We start from the raw sequence: 14,777 nt of genomic DNA, 5'->3' as shown, positions 1-14,777 counted from the left end.
TTTGTTGGCTCAGCAGCCAGCCAGCGCGGTGCGGAAGTCGTCCAGCAAGTCAGCCTCGTCCTCGATACCGACCGACACCCGGATCAGCGATTCGGCGATGCCCATCGAGGCGCGGCGCACCGGCCCCATCTCGTAGAAGATGGTGTGCGCCACCGGGATGATCAGCGTGCGCGTGTCCCCCAGGTTGCTGGCCGGGATGGCCAGCTTCAAGCGGTTCAGGAAATCGAAGCAGTCGATCCCATCCTTCAGCTCGAAACTGAGCAGCGAGCCGTACGAGCGGAACAGCTCACCCGAAATACCGTGCTGCGGATGCGACGCCAGGCCAGGATAGTAGACCGCCGCCACCCGCTCATCGGCCTCCAGCATGCGCGCCAAGGCCAGCGCGTTCGAACTGGTGCGCTCCATGCGCAGCGCCAGCGTTTCCGCGCCGACGGCGATATGGTGCGCCGCCTCCGGCGCCAGCGAGGCGCCGAAGTCGCGCAAGCCCTTGGCGCGGATCTGCGCCAGGCCCCACTGCGCGGGCGCAGCCTTCTTGTAGTTTTCGTAGATATGCGGATACTGGTTCCAGTCGTAGACGCCGGTATCGGTCAGGCTGCCGCCCAGCGCGTTGCCATGGCCGCCGATCGACTTGGTCAGCGCGTTCACCACCAGGCCCGCGCCCACGTCCTTGGGTCGGAACAGATAAGGCGTGGTCATGGTGTTGTCCACCACGTACAGGATGCCGCGCGCCTTGCACAGCGCGCCGATACGCTTCAAGTCCGCCACCTGGGTGCGCGGGTTGGCGATGGTTTCCACGAACACGAGGCGGGTGGCCGGCGTCAGCGCCGCTTCCACGTTGGCCACGTCGGTGGCATCCACGAAGGCCACGTCCACGCCCTGCCCGGCCGCCGTCTGCCACAGGCTGTTGGTATTGCCGAACAAGAAGGACGACGACACCATGTGGTCGCCCGCGCGCAGCAGCGCCTGGAACACGGCGCCGATGGCACCCATGCCGGTGGCGAAGCAGATCGTGCCCACGCCCTGCTCCATCTTGGTGACCTTGTCTTCCAGCGCGGAGATGGTGGGGTTGCCCTGGCGGCCATAACGGAAGCCCGGTTCCTTGCCCTGGAACACGGAGGCCAGCTGGCGCGCGTCGCCATAGCCGAACGCCACCGAGGTGTGGATGGGCTTGTGCAGCGAACCGTGCTCGATGCCCTTCTGGCGGTCGTTGTGCAGGATGGTGGTGGTGAAGCCGTAGTTTTTCTTGTCGCTCATGGGGAGTGTCCGAATACAGAAAACCCGGCGCGGGCTATGGCCGGCGCCGGGTTAAAACTTAGCCTTCCGTGGCGGCCAGGTTCAGGTTCAACTGGGAGCGGGCCGCATCCTCGGCCGGCGCGGCCTTGGGGTGGTGACGCGCGTATTCCAGCTTGTCCAGGTAATCCTTGGAAATGTCGCCCGTCACGTACACGCCGTCGAAGCACGACGCCTCGAAATTCTTCAGCGCCGGATTGACGTCGGAAATGGCGCGCTTGAGCGCGTCGATATCCTGGTACACCAGCGCGTCGGCCGTGATCTCGCGGCACACTTCCTCGTTCGTGCGGCCGTAGGCGATCAGCTCGTCGCGCGTGGGCATGTCGATGCCGTACACGTTGGGGAAGATCACCGGTGGCGCGGCCGAGGCGAAGATCACCTTGGTGGCGCCCGCTTCACGGGCCATCTGCACGATCTCGCGGCTGGTGGTACCGCGCACGATGGAGTCGTCCACCAGCAGCACCACCTTGTCCTTGAACTCGGAGGCGATGGCGTTCAGTTTCTGGCGTACCGACTTCTTGCGCGCCGCCTGGCCCGGCATGATGAAGGTGCGGCCGATGTAGCGGTTCTTGATGAAGCCTTCGCGGTATTCGATGTTCAGCGCCAGCGCCAGCTGGATCGCGGCCGGACGCGAGGAATCGGGAATCGGCATCACGACGTCGATCTCGCCTTCCTTGAATTCACGACGGATCTTCTCGGCCAGGTATTCGCCCATCTTGAGGCGGGTGGCGTACACGGAAGCGCCGTCGATCACGGAATCGGGGCGGGCCAGGTAGACGAACTCGAACACGCATGGGTTGAGCGAAGGATTGTCGGCGCACTGGCGCGCGTGCAGCTGCTTGTCGGCGTCGATGAACACGGCCTCGCCCGGCGCGATGTCGCGCACGAAGCGGAAGCCCATGCCTTCCAGCGCCACGGATTCGGAGGCGACCATGTATTCCACGCCCAGCTCCGTCTCATTGATGCCCAGGCACAGGGGACGGATGCCAAACGGGTCGCGGAACGCCAGCAGGCCGATGTCGGCGATCTGGGCCACGGCCGCGTAGCCGCCGCGCACCCGGCGGTGCAGCACGGCCACGGCCTTGAAGATGGCGTCCGGGTCCAGCACCAGGCCGGTGGTGGCGGTCTGGATCTCGTGCGCGAGCACGTTCAGCAACACTTCCGAATCGGAATCGGTGTTGATGTGGCGGCGGTCGTTCTTGAACATCTCCTGCTTGAGCTGTTCCCAGTTGGTCAGGTTGCCGTTGTGGGCCAGCGTGATGCCGTACGGGGCGTTCACGTAGAACGGCTGTGCCTCTTCCTCGCTCGACGAACCGGCCGTCGGATAGCGGCAGTGGCCGATACCGGAATTGCCTTGCAGCGTACGCATGTTCCGGGTGCGGAACACGTCGCGCACCAGGCCGTTCGCCTTGTGCATGGCGAACATGCTGCTGTGGTTGGTTGCGATACCTGCCGCGTCCTGGCCGCGGTGCTGCAACAGCAGCAGTGCGTCATACAGCAGTTGATTGACAGGTTGATGGGAAACGACGCCGACGATGCCACACATGGTGTGCTCCTAGACTGGTATTACTGATTTAAAGAATTCAAAAATTCACATGCTGCGCCAGCGCAGCAGGCAGGAAAGGCTTGACGGTGCGCGCGCCGGTCTCGGCGAGCGGACTGAGCAGCGCATCGCGCCAGAACGGCTGGCGCGGGATCGAGGTCATGCCGCACAGGATCACCACCGTCAACACGATCACCAGGCCCCGTCCCAGGCCGAACAGGCCGCCCAGGCCACGGTCGACCAGGCTCAGGCCGCCGGCCTGCACCAGCGCGTCGAGCGCCATGGTGAGCAGGCCCATCAAAATCCGCACGCCGATGAACAACGCGATAAACGCCAGCATCAGCCGCACCACCTGGCCCGGCACCACCTCTGGCAGCCAGCGGGCCAGCGTGGCGCTGTAGGCGTTGGCCGCGATGAAGGCAATGATCCAGCTGGCCAGCGAAAACATTTCCCTGACCAGGCCGCGCATGGTGCTGATGACGATGGAAGTGATCAGCACAAAGATCACCAGGTAATCGAATAAGGTCACGTCCGCACTATCCGTCGCGTCACACCGGAACCAGACTGCCGTTCAAGCCCATCTTGGCCAGCTTGGCGCGCACTTTTTCGGCCTCCTCCTTGCTGGAGAATGGCCCCACGCGCACGCGGGTGCGCTCGCCCGACTGGGTCGGCACTTTCTGCGTGAACGACTTGATGCCGGCGCCGCGCAGCTTTTCCTGCAATTCATCCACCTTGTCCTGGGCCGAAAGCGCGGCCACTTGCAGCACGTATTTCTGGCCAGCCGCTTCCGCTGGTTTGGCCGGTTTGCCTTCCAGGATGGCCATGGCGCGCGCCGCATCGTCGGTGGACTTGGCTTCTTCCCTGGCCGGTTTGGGTTCGGCCTTGTGTTCCGGTTTCGCTTCCGCCTTCGCTTCCAGCTTGGGTTCGACCTTGGTCTCAGGCTTGTGTTCGGGCTTGGCTTCGGCTTTCGCTTCGATCTTCGTTTCCGTCTTGGCCGGCTTCAGTTCGGCCTTGGGCAGTTCGGCCACGGGCAGGCTCTCCTTGACCTTGGCGGGCGCGGGCTTGGGCTCGGCGGCGGGCTTGGCTTCGGCCACCGGCTTGGGCGCAGCGGTTGGCTTGGCCTCCGCCACGGCGGGCGCCTGCCGGGCCGGCGCGGCCTTGGCCGGATCGGTCACGATTTCTTCAGTATTGTCCAAAGCGGCGCTGGCGGCCACCGTGGCGGCTGCGGCCGGCAATTCGCCACTCTTGTCCTTGGATGGAATCTTGATGTCGATATCGGACGACAAAGGTTTGGGCTCGGAATCGAGCACCATGGGCAAGCCCACGGCCACGGCCAACGCCAGCGCGATGGCGCCCACCAGGCGCCGGCGCGCGCGCTTCTTCTCCGGCAGGACGGGATCGGCCGCCTCGGCGTCGGCGCGCGAGCGGCCCTTGCCGCCGGCGGACGAGGCGCGCTTGGAGCGGACCCGTTCGGTGGCGGCCTGGTCTTCCGCGCGGGAATAATGGCCGCTGTCTTCGCCGGAAGACTCTTGCTTGTTTTTACTGAGTTTCGAGAACAAGCCCATGCGTTATTTCAGTCGATTGCGTTCAGTGAGATCAATGAGAGCTGGATTTTCGTGCCGCCATGACGCCGGCGACGGTGAGGAAAGATCCAAAGACCACAATTCTATCATTCTCCCCGGCCCGGCTGATGGCATTTGCGTACGCCTGTGCCGGATCGTCGAAACAATTTATCGTCCGTTCCGGGCGCTCTGGCTGCACGATCTGCACTTTTGCCGCCAGTTCGGACGCGCTGGCCGCGCGCGGCGATGGCAGGCCCGTCAGGCACCAGTGGTCCACATGCTCGGACATGGCGGCGATCACGCCATCGATATCCTTGTCGTGCATGGAGCCGAACACGGCATAGGTGTAGGGGTGAAAGCCCATGTTGCCCAGGTTCTGGTTCAGCGCGGCGGCCGCGTGCGGGTTGTGCGCCACGTCCAGGATCACGCTGGGGCGGCCCGGCAATACCTGGAAACGGCCCGGCAATTCCACCGTCACCAGGCCGGTGCGCACTTCCTGCGCGCCCACGGGCAATTCCAGGCGCAACGCTTCCAGCGCGGCCAGCGCGGCCGACGCGTTGAGCAACTGGTTGGCGCCACGCAGGCTGGGGTAAGCGAGCGCGTTGCGGCGCTGCCCGCGGCCGCCGTAGTTCCACTGCTGTTTATCGCCCGAATAATTGAAATCGCGCCCCATCAGCCACAGGTCGGCGCCGATGGCGTGGGCATGATTGATCAGCGACTGCGGCGGCACGGGATCGCTGCAGATCGCCGTCTTGCCAGCGCGGAAAATGCCGGCCTTCTCGAAACCGATCGCCTCGCGCGTATCGCCCAGGTAGTCGGCGTGGTCGATATCGACGCTGGTGACGATGGCCACGTCGGCATCGATCACATTGACGGCGTCCAGCCGGCCGCCCAGACCCACTTCCAGGATCACCACATCCATGCCGGCATGGGCCAGCAACTGGCAGATGGCCAGCGTGGTGAATTCGAAATAGGTCAGCGGGGTATCGCCACGGGCCGCCTCGACGGCGTTGAAGGACGCCACCAGTTGCGCATCGCTGGCCAGCTCGCCGTTGACGCGGGCCCGCTCATTAAAGTCCAGGAAATGCGGCTTGATATACAGCCCCACCTTGTAGCCGGCCCGCAGCAGCATCGATTCCAGCATGGCGCAGGTGGAACCCTTGCCGTTGGTGCCGGCCACCATGATGACGGGGCAAGTGAAAGCCAGCGCCATGCGGTCCTTGACGGCGCGCACGCGCTCCAGGCCCATGTTGATGACGGTTTCGGCGTGGCGCGACTCCAGCAGCGCGAGCCAGGCGGGCAAAGTGACAGGAAGCGTAGACATGAGGGGACTTCTGAATGAGAGCGGCGCGCAGCGGACGGTCGTCCTGCTGCGCGCCGGCAGGTGATACGGCTGCGTGTTAGGCCAGAACCTCGACGGCCTGGTTTTGCAACAGGGCCAGCAGGCGGGCGATTTCTTCGCGCATCTTGCGGCGGTCGACGATCATGTCCACGGCACCTTTTTGCACCAGGAATTCGGCGCGCTGGAAGCCTTCCGGCAATTTCTCGCGCACCGTGTTCTCGATCACGCGCGGGCCGGCGAAGCCGATCAGCGCCTTCGGTTCCGCGATCACCACGTCGCCCATGAAGGCGAACGAGGCCGACACGCCGCCCATGGTGGGGTCGGTCAGCACGCTGATGAAGGGCAGTTTCTTTTCCGACAGCTTGGTCAGCATGGCCGTGGTCTTGGCCATCTGCATCAGCGACAGCAAGCCTTCCTGCATGCGGGCGCCGCCGGTGGCGGTGATGCAGACGAACGGCACTTTCTGTTCCAGTGCGATCTGGGCGCCGCGCACGAAGCGCTCGCCGACCACGGAACCCATGGAGCCGCCCATGAATTCGAACTCGAAGCAAGCCACCACGACGGGCAGGCTCATGATGGCGCCGCCCATGACGACCAGTGCGTCCGTCTCGCCGGTCGCTTCCATGGCCTGTTTCAGGCGGTCCGGGTATTTCTTGCTATCTTTAAATTTCAGGCTGTCGACGGGCAGCGTGTCCTGGCCGATTTCGTAGCGGCCGCCGGCGTCGAGCAAGCCATCGAGGCGCTCGCGGGCGCGGATGCGCATGTGGTGGTCGCACTTGGGGCACACGTGCAGGTTCGATTCCAGGTCGGTGCGGTACAACACCGCCTCGCAGGACGGGCACTTGACCCACAGGCCTTCCGGCATGGTCTTGCGCGCCGCGGCGTCGGAACGCTGGATACGCGGGGGCAGAAGTTTTTCCAACCAACTCATCATTTCTCCTTGCTGCTAACAGGTGGCGGAAGTGTAGCCGTTTCTGGCCCCCCTGTCGAACATTCCGAATTGCCAACATTGCCGGAGAACTTAGAAAAATCACCGCAATTCGCCGACTTTAAGGCAGGTTTGATGGCTTCCGCTGCGAACTACGCCCAACCGCCCCCTTCAACATAGTGAAGGCTTAACTCTATGTCAAGGTGAACGGGTGGGGCCCCAGGTTGGGATCAGGCGTCGAGGGCGGTGCGGATGCCGGCGACGAACGCTTGCACGGCCGGCACCACGGCGTCCTGGGCGTTGTTTTCGATTTCCTGGATGATGCGGCTGCCGATCACGACCGCGTCGGCCACCTCGGCCACGGCGCGCGCCGTGGCGCCGTCGCGGATGCCAAAGCCCACGCCGATCGGCAGCTTGACGTGCTGGCGGATGGCCGTCAGCCGTTCGGCCACTTCGGCCGTGTCGATATTGCCGGCGCCCGTCACGCCCTTGAGCGAGACGTAGTAGCTAAAGCCGCCGCCGACCTTGGCCACCTGGGCGATGCGCTCTTCGGTCGAGGTCGGCGCCAGCAGGAAGATCAGGTCGAGGTCATTGGCGCGCATGGCGGCCGCGAATGCCTCGCACTCCTCGGGCGGGTAGTCAACGACGATGGCGCCGTCCGCACCCGCCTCCCTGGAGGCGGCGATGAAGGCGTCCGCGCCGATGCGTTCGATCGGATTGGCGTAGCCCATCAGCACCACGGGCGTGCTCTGGTTGGTCTTGCGGAACTCGCGCACGTAGCCGAACACGTCGTGGATGCCCACGCCAAACGCCAGTGCCCGCTCGCAAGCGCGCTGGATGACGGGGCCTTCGGCCATGGGATCGGAAAACGGTACACCGAGTTCCAGGATGTCGGCGCCGCCGGCCACCAGCGCGTGCATCAGGGGCACGGTCAGTTCTGGCGCCGGGTCACCGGCCGTGATGAAGGTGACGAGGGCGGTTTTTTTATCGGCTTTCAGGGCCGCGAAAGTTGGAGCGATACGGGACATGATGAATTCTTTCTATAGGCAATGAGGGAATGGGATCGGGCACAAGCCGGCAACAACTCAGCCGAAATTGAGCCCCATCCGTTCCGCCACCGTATGCATGTCCTTGTCGCCGCGGCCCGACAGGTTGGCCAGCACGATCTGGTCCTTGGGCAAGGTGGCCGCCAGCTTGGCCGCGTAAGCCAGCGCGTGCGACGATTCCAGTGCCGGAATGATGCCCTCGATATGGCAGCAATCATGGAACGCGGCCAGGGCTTCCTCGTCGGTGATCGACACGTATTGGGCCCGGCCGCTGTCCTTCAGGTAAGCGTGTTCGGGACCGACGCCCGGATAATCGAGGCCGGCCGACACGGAATGCGTCTCGATGATCTGGCCATTCTCGTCCTGCAGCAGATAGGTGCGGTTGCCGTGCAACACGCCGGGCACGCCGCCCGTCAGCGAAGCGGCGTGCTTGCCGCTGCCCAGGCCCTCGCCCGCCGCTTCCACGCCCACCAGCTTGACGTTCTTCTCGTCGATGTAGGGATAGAAAATGCCCATCGCGTTCGAACCGCCGCCGATGCAGGCCACCACGTAGTCGGGCTGGCGGCCCGTCATTTCCGGCATCTGCACCCGGCACTCCTCGCCGATCACGGACTGGAAGTCGCGCACCAGCATCGGGTAAGGATGCGGGCCAGCCACGGTGCCGATGATGTAGAAGGTGTTTTCAATGTTGGTGACCCAGTCGCGCATGGCTTCGTTGAGCGCATCCTTGAGCGTCTTGGAGCCCGACTCCACCGGCACCACCTTGGCGCCCAGCAGCTTCATGCGATACACGTTCTGCGCCTGGCGCTTGACGTCCTCGCTGCCCATGTAGACCACGCATTCGAGGCCGAAGCGGGCGCAGATGGTGGCCGTGGCCACGCCGTGCTGGCCGGCGCCCGTTTCCGCGATGATGCGCGGCTTGCCCATGCGCTTGGCCAGCAGCGCCTGGCCGATCACGTTGTTGATCTTGTGGGCGCCGGTGTGGTTCAGGTCTTCGCGCTTGAAGAAGATCTGCGCGCCGCCGGCCAGTTCGGACCAGCGCTTGGCATGGTAGATCGGCGACGGACGGCCGACGAAATGCTTGAGCTCGTAGCGGAATTCTTCCAGGAAGGCGGGATCCTTGCTGTAGCGCGCGTAAGCTTCGTTCAGCTCGGCCAGCGCGTAGGTCAGCGTCTCGGCCACGAACGAGCCGCCGTAGGGGCCGAAGTGGCCGCGCGCGTCGGGCAGCTGGTAATCGGTGGTGTGGAACAGGGGGGCGGCGAGGCCGCTTTCAGGCAAGGCTTTCATGTTGGTTCTCTTTTTCAATGATGGCATCGGCGGCCCGCACCGCCGCGACAAAGTCGGCGAGCTTGCGGGCGTCCTTGATCCCCTTGGCCGCTTCGACACCACTGCTGATATCGACCGCGTAGGGGCGTACACGTACCACGGCGTCAGTCGCGCTGGGTACGCTCAAGCCACCACTTAAAACGACCCGAGGCGCGAGCTCTTTTGGAATGAGAGACCAATCAAATACCTTTCCTGCGCCGCCGTAGGCTTCCACAAACGTATCGAGCAACAGGCTGGAAAACAGTGGGCTGGCGGCGCGGCATTGCTGCTCGTATTCTAGCAAATCGTCCGGCCGCGTGTCAGGTTTGACGCGGAACACGCGCAGGAACTGTCGCCCGCACGCCGCAGCGATGGCGGCGCTCTCGGCCACCGTCTCGTCGCCATGGAGCTGGATCAGGGCCAGCGGCGCCACGGCCGTGGTGGCCGCCACCTCGGCCGGGCTGGCGTTGACAAACAGGCCGGTGCAGGTGACGAATGGCGGCACGGTGGCGATCAGCTCGGCCGCGCGTTCGGGCGTTACGTAGCGCGGGCTCTTGGGATAGAACACGAAGCCGAGCGCGTCAGCGCCAGCGGCCACGGCGGCCCGCACATCCTCTTCCCGGGTCAGGCCGCAAATCTTGATGCGCGTGCGGTGCATGGACACTCCTTCAGAACCAGGACAGCGGGCTGGTCGTTTCCAGCGGCAACTGCCATTTGGGGTCGTAATCGATTTCGGCCAGGTACAGGCCGTCGGGCATGAAGGTGGGCGCGGCCTGGTGGCGGTCGCGCGATTCGAGCACCTGCCCCAGCCACTCGGGCGGCTTGCGCCCCGAACCGACGTACACCAGCGAGCCGACCAGGTTGCGCACCATGTGATGCAGGAAGGCGCTGGCCTTGACGGTGAAGATCACCAGCGCGCCATGGCGCTCGATGGTGATGTCATGCATCAGCTTGACGGGCGACTTGGCCTGGCACTGGGCCGCGCGGAAGGCCGTGAAGTCGTGCCAGCCCAGCAGAGGCGGCACGGCGGCCCGCATCTGGTCCACGTCCAGCGGACGCCAACAGAAGCCGGCCCGGCCCGCCAGCAGCGGCGCACGCACCTCGGCGTTGTGGAGCACGTAGTGATAGGTGCGCGCGCGGGCGCTGAAGCGGGCGTGGAATTCGTCGCCATCAAGCTCGGCCGGGACTTCCTTGACCCAGCGCACGCCGATCGACGGCGGCAGGAAGGCGTTCACGCCGCGCACCCATGCATGCGGCTCGCGCGTAAGGTCGGTGTCGAAGTGCACCACTTGTTGCAGCGCGTGGACGCCCGTGTCGGTACGGCCGGCGCAGGTGGTGGCCAGCGGTACCGTGGCGAACCGTTCCAGCGCCAGTTCCAGCTGGTCCTGCACCGTGTGGCCGCTGGGCTGCTTCTGGTAGCCGTGCCACGCACTGCCGTCGTATTGGACGCCGATTGCTATCCGTTTCAATTGCTGTCCACTCAAAAATTCAGGTCAGCGCATTATAAACGGGAAACGGCGTCGCGATGGCCGGGACGGCGGCCCCGGCCGCTTTGCTACAGGGCCATCAGCTCAGCAGCGCGCGCATGGAGGTGGCCTTGGCCACCTGCTCGTCGCTGCCACCACGGATCACTTCGTCCAGCAGTTCGCGCGCGCCTTCCTTGTCGCCGATCTCCTGGTAGGCGATGGCCAGGTCCAGCTTGGTCTCCATCTCCATGTGGACGGCCGACTGCGGCTCAGCGCGGGCCGGCTTGGTTTCCACGGCCGCATTGTTCAAGTCCAGGTCGATGCTCGACAGATCGAACTCGGGCGCGGCCACGTCGGCCGGGGCCGGCGCCGGGGCGGCGGCTGCAATCTCGGGCAGCGCGAAATCGCTGGCGCTCAATTCGGCCGCTGGCGCCGGGGCGGGCACGGCCGGAATGTCGAAGTCCATCAGGTTCAGGTCGGCCAGCGGATCGCTGTCCACCACCGGCAGCGGGGCTGGTGCTGGGGCCGGGGCGGGCGCGGCGGCGGCGGCCGGGGTGGCCGGCAAGTCCAGGCCGAAGTCCATGCTGAAGTCATCGGCCGGAGCCGGGGCGGGCGCAGGCGCGGCGGCCGGCGCGGGCGGCGCGGCGTCGAAATTCAGGTCAAAGACGGCCTCTTCCGCCTTGGCAGGCGCGGCCTCGGCTGGCGCGGCCGGCGCGGGCGCGGCGGGCGCATCGAAGTTCAGGCCACCCAGGTCGAAGTCCAGGAACTGGTCGGCCGGTGCGGCGGCGGCCATCGCGGCCGGCGTGGGCGCGTCGGACGGCACGGCCGTCTCCAGCGCGTGGTCGGTGCCGAAGTCCACCGCGGCCGGGGCCGGCGCGGCGTCCTGGCTCAGGTCCAGGTCCAGGCCGCCTGCGGCCGGCGCGGCGAAGCTGCTGGCCACCTCGGCGGGCGGCGGCGCGAACATCGATGGGTCAAAATCGTTGAGTGGCGCGGCGGCCGGCGCTGGCGCCGGCGCTGCAGCCGGCTGCTTGCCCGACGCATACAGCGGGTTGTTCGGGTCCAGCGCCTTGCCCAGCACCACGGCCTGGGCCCAGTCATCACCCTCGCCACCCGTTTGCGAATACAGCTCGGAAGCCTGGGTTTCGAACGCGCGCATATCCTTGCGGGTGGCGTAGATTTCCAGCAGCTTCAGGCGCACGGCGTGGCGCTCGGGATGCATGCGCAGCGCTTCCTTCAGGATCTCCTCGGCCTGGGCGTCGCGGCCATAGGCGATGTACACGTCGGCCTCGGCCACCGGATCGACTTCATTGGTGTCGAGCTGGCTGGCCGATGGGGCGAAGTTGGAATTGAACACGCTGTTGTTGGTGTCCACGCTCTGGCCGCCCGTTTCGGCGATCAGTTGCTGGCCCGTGGTGGGCGAGTCACCCAGCACGCTCGTTTCCGTGCGCACTTCGGCGGCCGCCTGCTCCTGGCGCCGGCGGCGCGCCACCAGCAAGCCCACGCCGCCCAGCAAGGCGGCCAGGCCGGCGCCGATGTAGGTGATGTTGTCCATCACGATATCGGCGATGCTCGGTTCGGCGATGCGGGGCGGCACCACCACCGTGCGGCGCGGCTTGGGCGGCACGCTGGCGGCCGCGCTGGCCGGGGCCGAAGCCGACGCCGATGCCTTGGCCGACGCGTCCAGATCGATCACGGGCGCGGACGCTGCCGCGCTGGCCGAGGCGGAGGCCTTCTTCTGGTCCGCCAGTGCCTTGTTCTTCACGGCCATCAGGTTTTCCAGGTCGCTGACGTTCTTCTCCAGCTCCTTGACCCGGCTGGCCGCATCGGCCACCTGTTTTTCCTTGGCGATCTTGTCTTCCACCGCCATGGCCGTCTTGCCGCCGGCCGGGGCCGAGGCGGGGCTGGCCTTGGACAGCTTGAGCTGATCCTTCGCTTCATTGACGGGCGTGGCGCGCTCCTCGACCTTGGCCGTGATCTTGCCGGCCACGCTCTGGGTCGCTTCCGGTTCCTTGGCCGGTGCGCTGGTGGCCACCTGCCCGGCCAGCTTGCTGCGGTAGGCATTGAAGTCGGCCGCATGGGCCACCACCACGCCGCGCGCCTCGCCTTCCGTGGCGGTGGCGCGCACGCTGTCGGCGTCCGGCACGGCCAGGATGCGGCCCGCCTTCAGGCGGTTCATGTTCTTGCCCGCGAACGCTTCCGGATTGGCGCGGTACAGGGCCACCAGCATCTGGTCCAGCGACACGTCGACCGGCTTCAACTGGCCGGCGATGCGGGTCAGGTTATCGCCCGCCTTGACCTGGTACTGGCTGGCGCCCTGGCGGCTCTTCTCGCCTTCCGGCGCGGGCGCGCGCGCGGACGGGGCGGCAGGCTGCGCGGCGACCGGCGCCGGAGGCTGGACCGCCGGCGTGGCCGGGCGGGCCGGCGCGGCCACCTGGGCCGGCTGGGTGGCGCGCAGTTCGGCCGGGTCGAGCAGGAAGGTATATTCGCGCACCAGGCGGCCGCCGTTCCAGTTCAGTTCCAGCAGCATGTCGACGAACGGTTCGTTGACAGGCTGGCCGGAGGTGATGCGGATCACTTGGCGGCCATCGCGCTGCTGCACTTCGAAGCGCAGCGACAGCAGGGTGGGATTGAAATCGATGTTGGCGGCACGGAAGGCGTCGGGCGGGGCCAGCTTGGCCACCAGCGCGCCCGCCTCGTCGGCGGAGACGGCCGTCAGTTCTATTTCCGCCCGCAGTGGCTGGCCCAGCGAGGACAGCACGGTCAGCTTGCCCAGCCCGGCGGCGTTTGCGGCGGGGGATAAAAGCACGGCACAGGCGACGGCGCTGGTCAGTGTTTTCAACGCGAACGAAACGATGCGGGGGCGAGTGGTTAAATGCATAGTGGGCGGCGATAGGGTTGTCAGAGGGAAAAATGTTACTTTCCCGGAAGTATCAACATATCACCACGGGCAGGACCATGCAAGCTTTGCGCGTGTGGTGCGCCCCGATATGTCACCTAGGCGCCTAATGTATGCCCAAAAAACCCGTTTGGGAAGCGCCCGCCAAAAAAAACAGCGGCACCCGGTTGGCACCGGGGCCGCTGTCCGCACTGGCCGCACCTGGCGCGGTGCGATGTACGCAGATCAACAGTCGTTATGCATCGAGCACGATGCGCAGCATGCGGCGCAGCGGTTCGGCCGCGCCCCACAGCAGCTGGTCGCCCACCGTGAAGGCGGACAGGTAGTCGTCACCCATGCTCATCTTGCGCAGGCGGCCGACGGGGATGGTCAGGCCACCGGTCACGGCAGCCGGCGACAGGTCCTTCATCGACGCTTCGCGCGTGTTCGGCACCACCTTGGCCCACTGGTTGGACGAAGCGATGATGTCGGTCAGTTCATCGAGCGGCACATCCTTGGTCAGCTTGATGGTCAGTGCCTGCGAGTGGCAGCGCATGGCGCCGATACGCACGCACAGGCCATCGACGGGAATCGCCCTGGAGCCGAAGTCCGCGCCCAGGCCCAGGATCTTGTTGGTCTCGGCGCCGCCCTTCCACTCTTCTTTCGACTGGCCGTTGCCCAGGTCCTTGTCGATCCAGGGAATCAGGTTGCCGGCCAGCGGCACGCCGAACTGCTTGGTCTGCTCCGCGGTCATGCCATGCTGGGTGGCCAGCACCTGGCGGTCGATTTCCAGGATGGCGGACGCGGGATCGTCCAGCAGCGGCTTGACGGCGCTGTTGATGGTGCCGAACTGGGTCAGCAGTTCGCGCATGTGCTGGGCGCCGCCGCCCGATGCCGCCTGGTAGGTCATGGAGGTCATCCACTCCACCAGGTTGTGCTTGAACAGGCCTCCCAGGCCGATCAGCATGCACGACACGGTGCAGTTACCGCCGATGAAGTTCTTCACGCCCTTGCCCAGCGCGTCCTTGATCACGTGCATATTGACCGGGTCCAGCACGATCACGGCATCCTTCTCCATGCGCAGGGTCGACGCGGCGTCGATCCAGTAGCCGTTCCAGCCGGCCGCGCGCAGTTTCGGGAACACGTCGCTGGTGTAGTCGCCGCCCTGGCAGGAAATGATGATTTCGCACTTGCTCAGCTCAGCGATGTCGGTCGCGCTTTTCAGCGTGGTTTCGTTTTTCGCCATGGCCGGCGCCGCGCCGCCCGGATTCGAGGTGGTGAAGAACACCGGTTCGATGTGGTCAAAATCGCCCTCTTCCCGCATGCGCTGCATCAGGACCGAACCGACCATGCCGCGCCAACCTACCAAGCCTACTAGTTTCATCATCATTCCTTCAATATCATGTAAATCGTTTATACC

At 65.6% G+C, this 14,777-nt stretch carries 12 protein-coding genes; all 12 read right to left on the bottom strand.

Annotated elements, in window-relative coordinates:
* Positions 1-9: 9 nt before the first annotated feature.
* Positions 10-1,254 (bottom strand): cystathionine gamma-synthase family protein, encoded by a 1,245-nt coding sequence (locus H3H36_RS21260; RefSeq protein ID WP_182220084.1) that lies wholly within the window; start codon positions 1,252-1,254, stop codon positions 10-12.
* A 58-nt stretch (positions 1,255-1,312) separates the two neighbouring features.
* The gene (purF, locus tag H3H36_RS21255; RefSeq protein ID WP_182220083.1) at positions 1,313-2,836 is read right to left on the bottom strand and encodes an amidophosphoribosyltransferase; all 1,524 of its coding nucleotides are present in this window, start codon (positions 2,834-2,836) and stop codon (positions 1,313-1,315) included.
* Positions 2,837-2,873: 37 nt separating this feature from the next.
* On the bottom strand, positions 2,874-3,362 hold the full coding sequence (locus tag H3H36_RS21250) for a CvpA family protein (RefSeq protein WP_182220082.1): 489 nt from the start codon (positions 3,360-3,362) through the stop codon (positions 2,874-2,876).
* 19 nt (positions 3,363-3,381) lie between these two features.
* Positions 3,382-4,398 carry an SPOR domain-containing protein gene (locus tag H3H36_RS21245; protein WP_182220081.1) on the bottom strand — a complete coding sequence of 339 codons (1,017 nt, stop codon included), beginning with the start codon at positions 4,396-4,398 and terminating at the stop codon, positions 3,382-3,384.
* A 31-nt stretch (positions 4,399-4,429) separates the two neighbouring features.
* Positions 4,430-5,719, bottom strand: a complete 1,290-nt coding sequence (folC, locus tag H3H36_RS21240) for a bifunctional tetrahydrofolate synthase/dihydrofolate synthase (protein WP_182220080.1) — start codon at positions 5,717-5,719, stop codon at positions 4,430-4,432.
* A gap of 76 nt (positions 5,720-5,795) precedes the next feature.
* Positions 5,796-6,668 (bottom strand): acetyl-CoA carboxylase, carboxyltransferase subunit beta, encoded by an 873-nt coding sequence (accD, locus tag H3H36_RS21235; protein ID WP_182166931.1) that lies wholly within the window; start codon positions 6,666-6,668, stop codon positions 5,796-5,798.
* Between the two features lie 227 nt (positions 6,669-6,895).
* Positions 6,896-7,693 carry a tryptophan synthase subunit alpha gene (gene trpA, locus H3H36_RS21230; protein ID WP_182220079.1) on the bottom strand — a complete coding sequence of 266 codons (798 nt, stop codon included), beginning with the start codon at positions 7,691-7,693 and terminating at the stop codon, positions 6,896-6,898.
* Between the two features lie 57 nt (positions 7,694-7,750).
* Positions 7,751-8,998, bottom strand: a complete 1,248-nt coding sequence (gene trpB / locus H3H36_RS21225; RefSeq protein ID WP_182220078.1) for a tryptophan synthase subunit beta — start codon at positions 8,996-8,998, stop codon at positions 7,751-7,753.
* Positions 8,982-9,674: a phosphoribosylanthranilate isomerase gene (locus tag H3H36_RS21220; protein WP_182220077.1), complete on the bottom strand. Its 693-nt coding sequence runs from the start codon at positions 9,672-9,674 to the stop codon at positions 8,982-8,984. The genes trpB and H3H36_RS21220 overlap by 17 nt, the downstream gene beginning before the upstream one ends.
* Before the next feature lie 10 nt (positions 9,675-9,684).
* Positions 9,685-10,485, bottom strand: a complete 801-nt coding sequence (gene truA / locus H3H36_RS21215) for a tRNA pseudouridine(38-40) synthase TruA (RefSeq protein WP_182220076.1) — start codon at positions 10,483-10,485, stop codon at positions 9,685-9,687.
* A 97-nt stretch (positions 10,486-10,582) separates the two neighbouring features.
* Positions 10,583-13,360 carry a motility hub landmark protein FimV gene (locus tag H3H36_RS21210; RefSeq protein ID WP_182220075.1) on the bottom strand — a complete coding sequence of 926 codons (2,778 nt, stop codon included), beginning with the start codon at positions 13,358-13,360 and terminating at the stop codon, positions 10,583-10,585.
* Positions 13,361-13,613: 253 nt separating this feature from the next.
* Complete coding sequence (gene asd, locus H3H36_RS21205; protein ID WP_182220100.1) at positions 13,614-14,741, bottom strand: aspartate-semialdehyde dehydrogenase; 1,128 nt, start codon at positions 14,739-14,741, stop codon at positions 13,614-13,616.
* Positions 14,742-14,777 lie beyond the last annotated feature (36 nt).

It is taken from the genome of Rugamonas fusca (assembly GCF_014042365.1).
Lineage (GTDB): Bacteria > Pseudomonadota > Gammaproteobacteria > Burkholderiales > Burkholderiaceae_D > Rugamonas > Rugamonas fusca.
Note: the sequence above shows the minus strand (reverse complement) of the source record. Positions and strands in the feature narration are given on the sequence as shown.

What these genes read in the sequence shown, in the direction of transcription:
- trpB (WP_182220078.1), bottom strand. Translation starts at nt 8,998, where the DNA reads ATGAAAGCCTTGCCTGAAAGCGGCCTCGCCGCCCCCCTGTTCCACACC.
- asd (WP_182220100.1), bottom strand. Translation starts at nt 14,741, where the DNA reads ATGAAACTAGTAGGCTTGGTAGGTTGGCGCGGCATGGTCGGTTCGGTC.
- H3H36_RS21245 (WP_182220081.1), bottom strand. Translation starts at nt 4,398, where the DNA reads ATGGGCTTGTTCTCGAAACTCAGTAAAAACAAGCAAGAGTCTTCCGGC.
- accD (WP_182166931.1), bottom strand. Translation starts at nt 6,668, where the DNA reads ATGAGTTGGTTGGAAAAACTTCTGCCCCCGCGTATCCAGCGTTCCGAC.
- folC (WP_182220080.1), bottom strand. Translation starts at nt 5,719, where the DNA reads ATGTCTACGCTTCCTGTCACTTTGCCCGCCTGGCTCGCGCTGCTGGAG.
- H3H36_RS21210 (WP_182220075.1), bottom strand. Translation starts at nt 13,360, where the DNA reads ATGCATTTAACCACTCGCCCCCGCATCGTTTCGTTCGCGTTGAAAACA.
- H3H36_RS21260 (WP_182220084.1), bottom strand. Translation starts at nt 1,254, where the DNA reads ATGAGCGACAAGAAAAACTACGGCTTCACCACCACCATCCTGCACAAC.
- H3H36_RS21220 (WP_182220077.1), bottom strand. Translation starts at nt 9,674, where the DNA reads ATGCACCGCACGCGCATCAAGATTTGCGGCCTGACCCGGGAAGAGGAT.
- trpA (WP_182220079.1), bottom strand. Translation starts at nt 7,693, where the DNA reads ATGTCCCGTATCGCTCCAACTTTCGCGGCCCTGAAAGCCGATAAAAAA.
- purF (WP_182220083.1), bottom strand. Translation starts at nt 2,836, where the DNA reads ATGTGTGGCATCGTCGGCGTCGTTTCCCATCAACCTGTCAATCAACTG.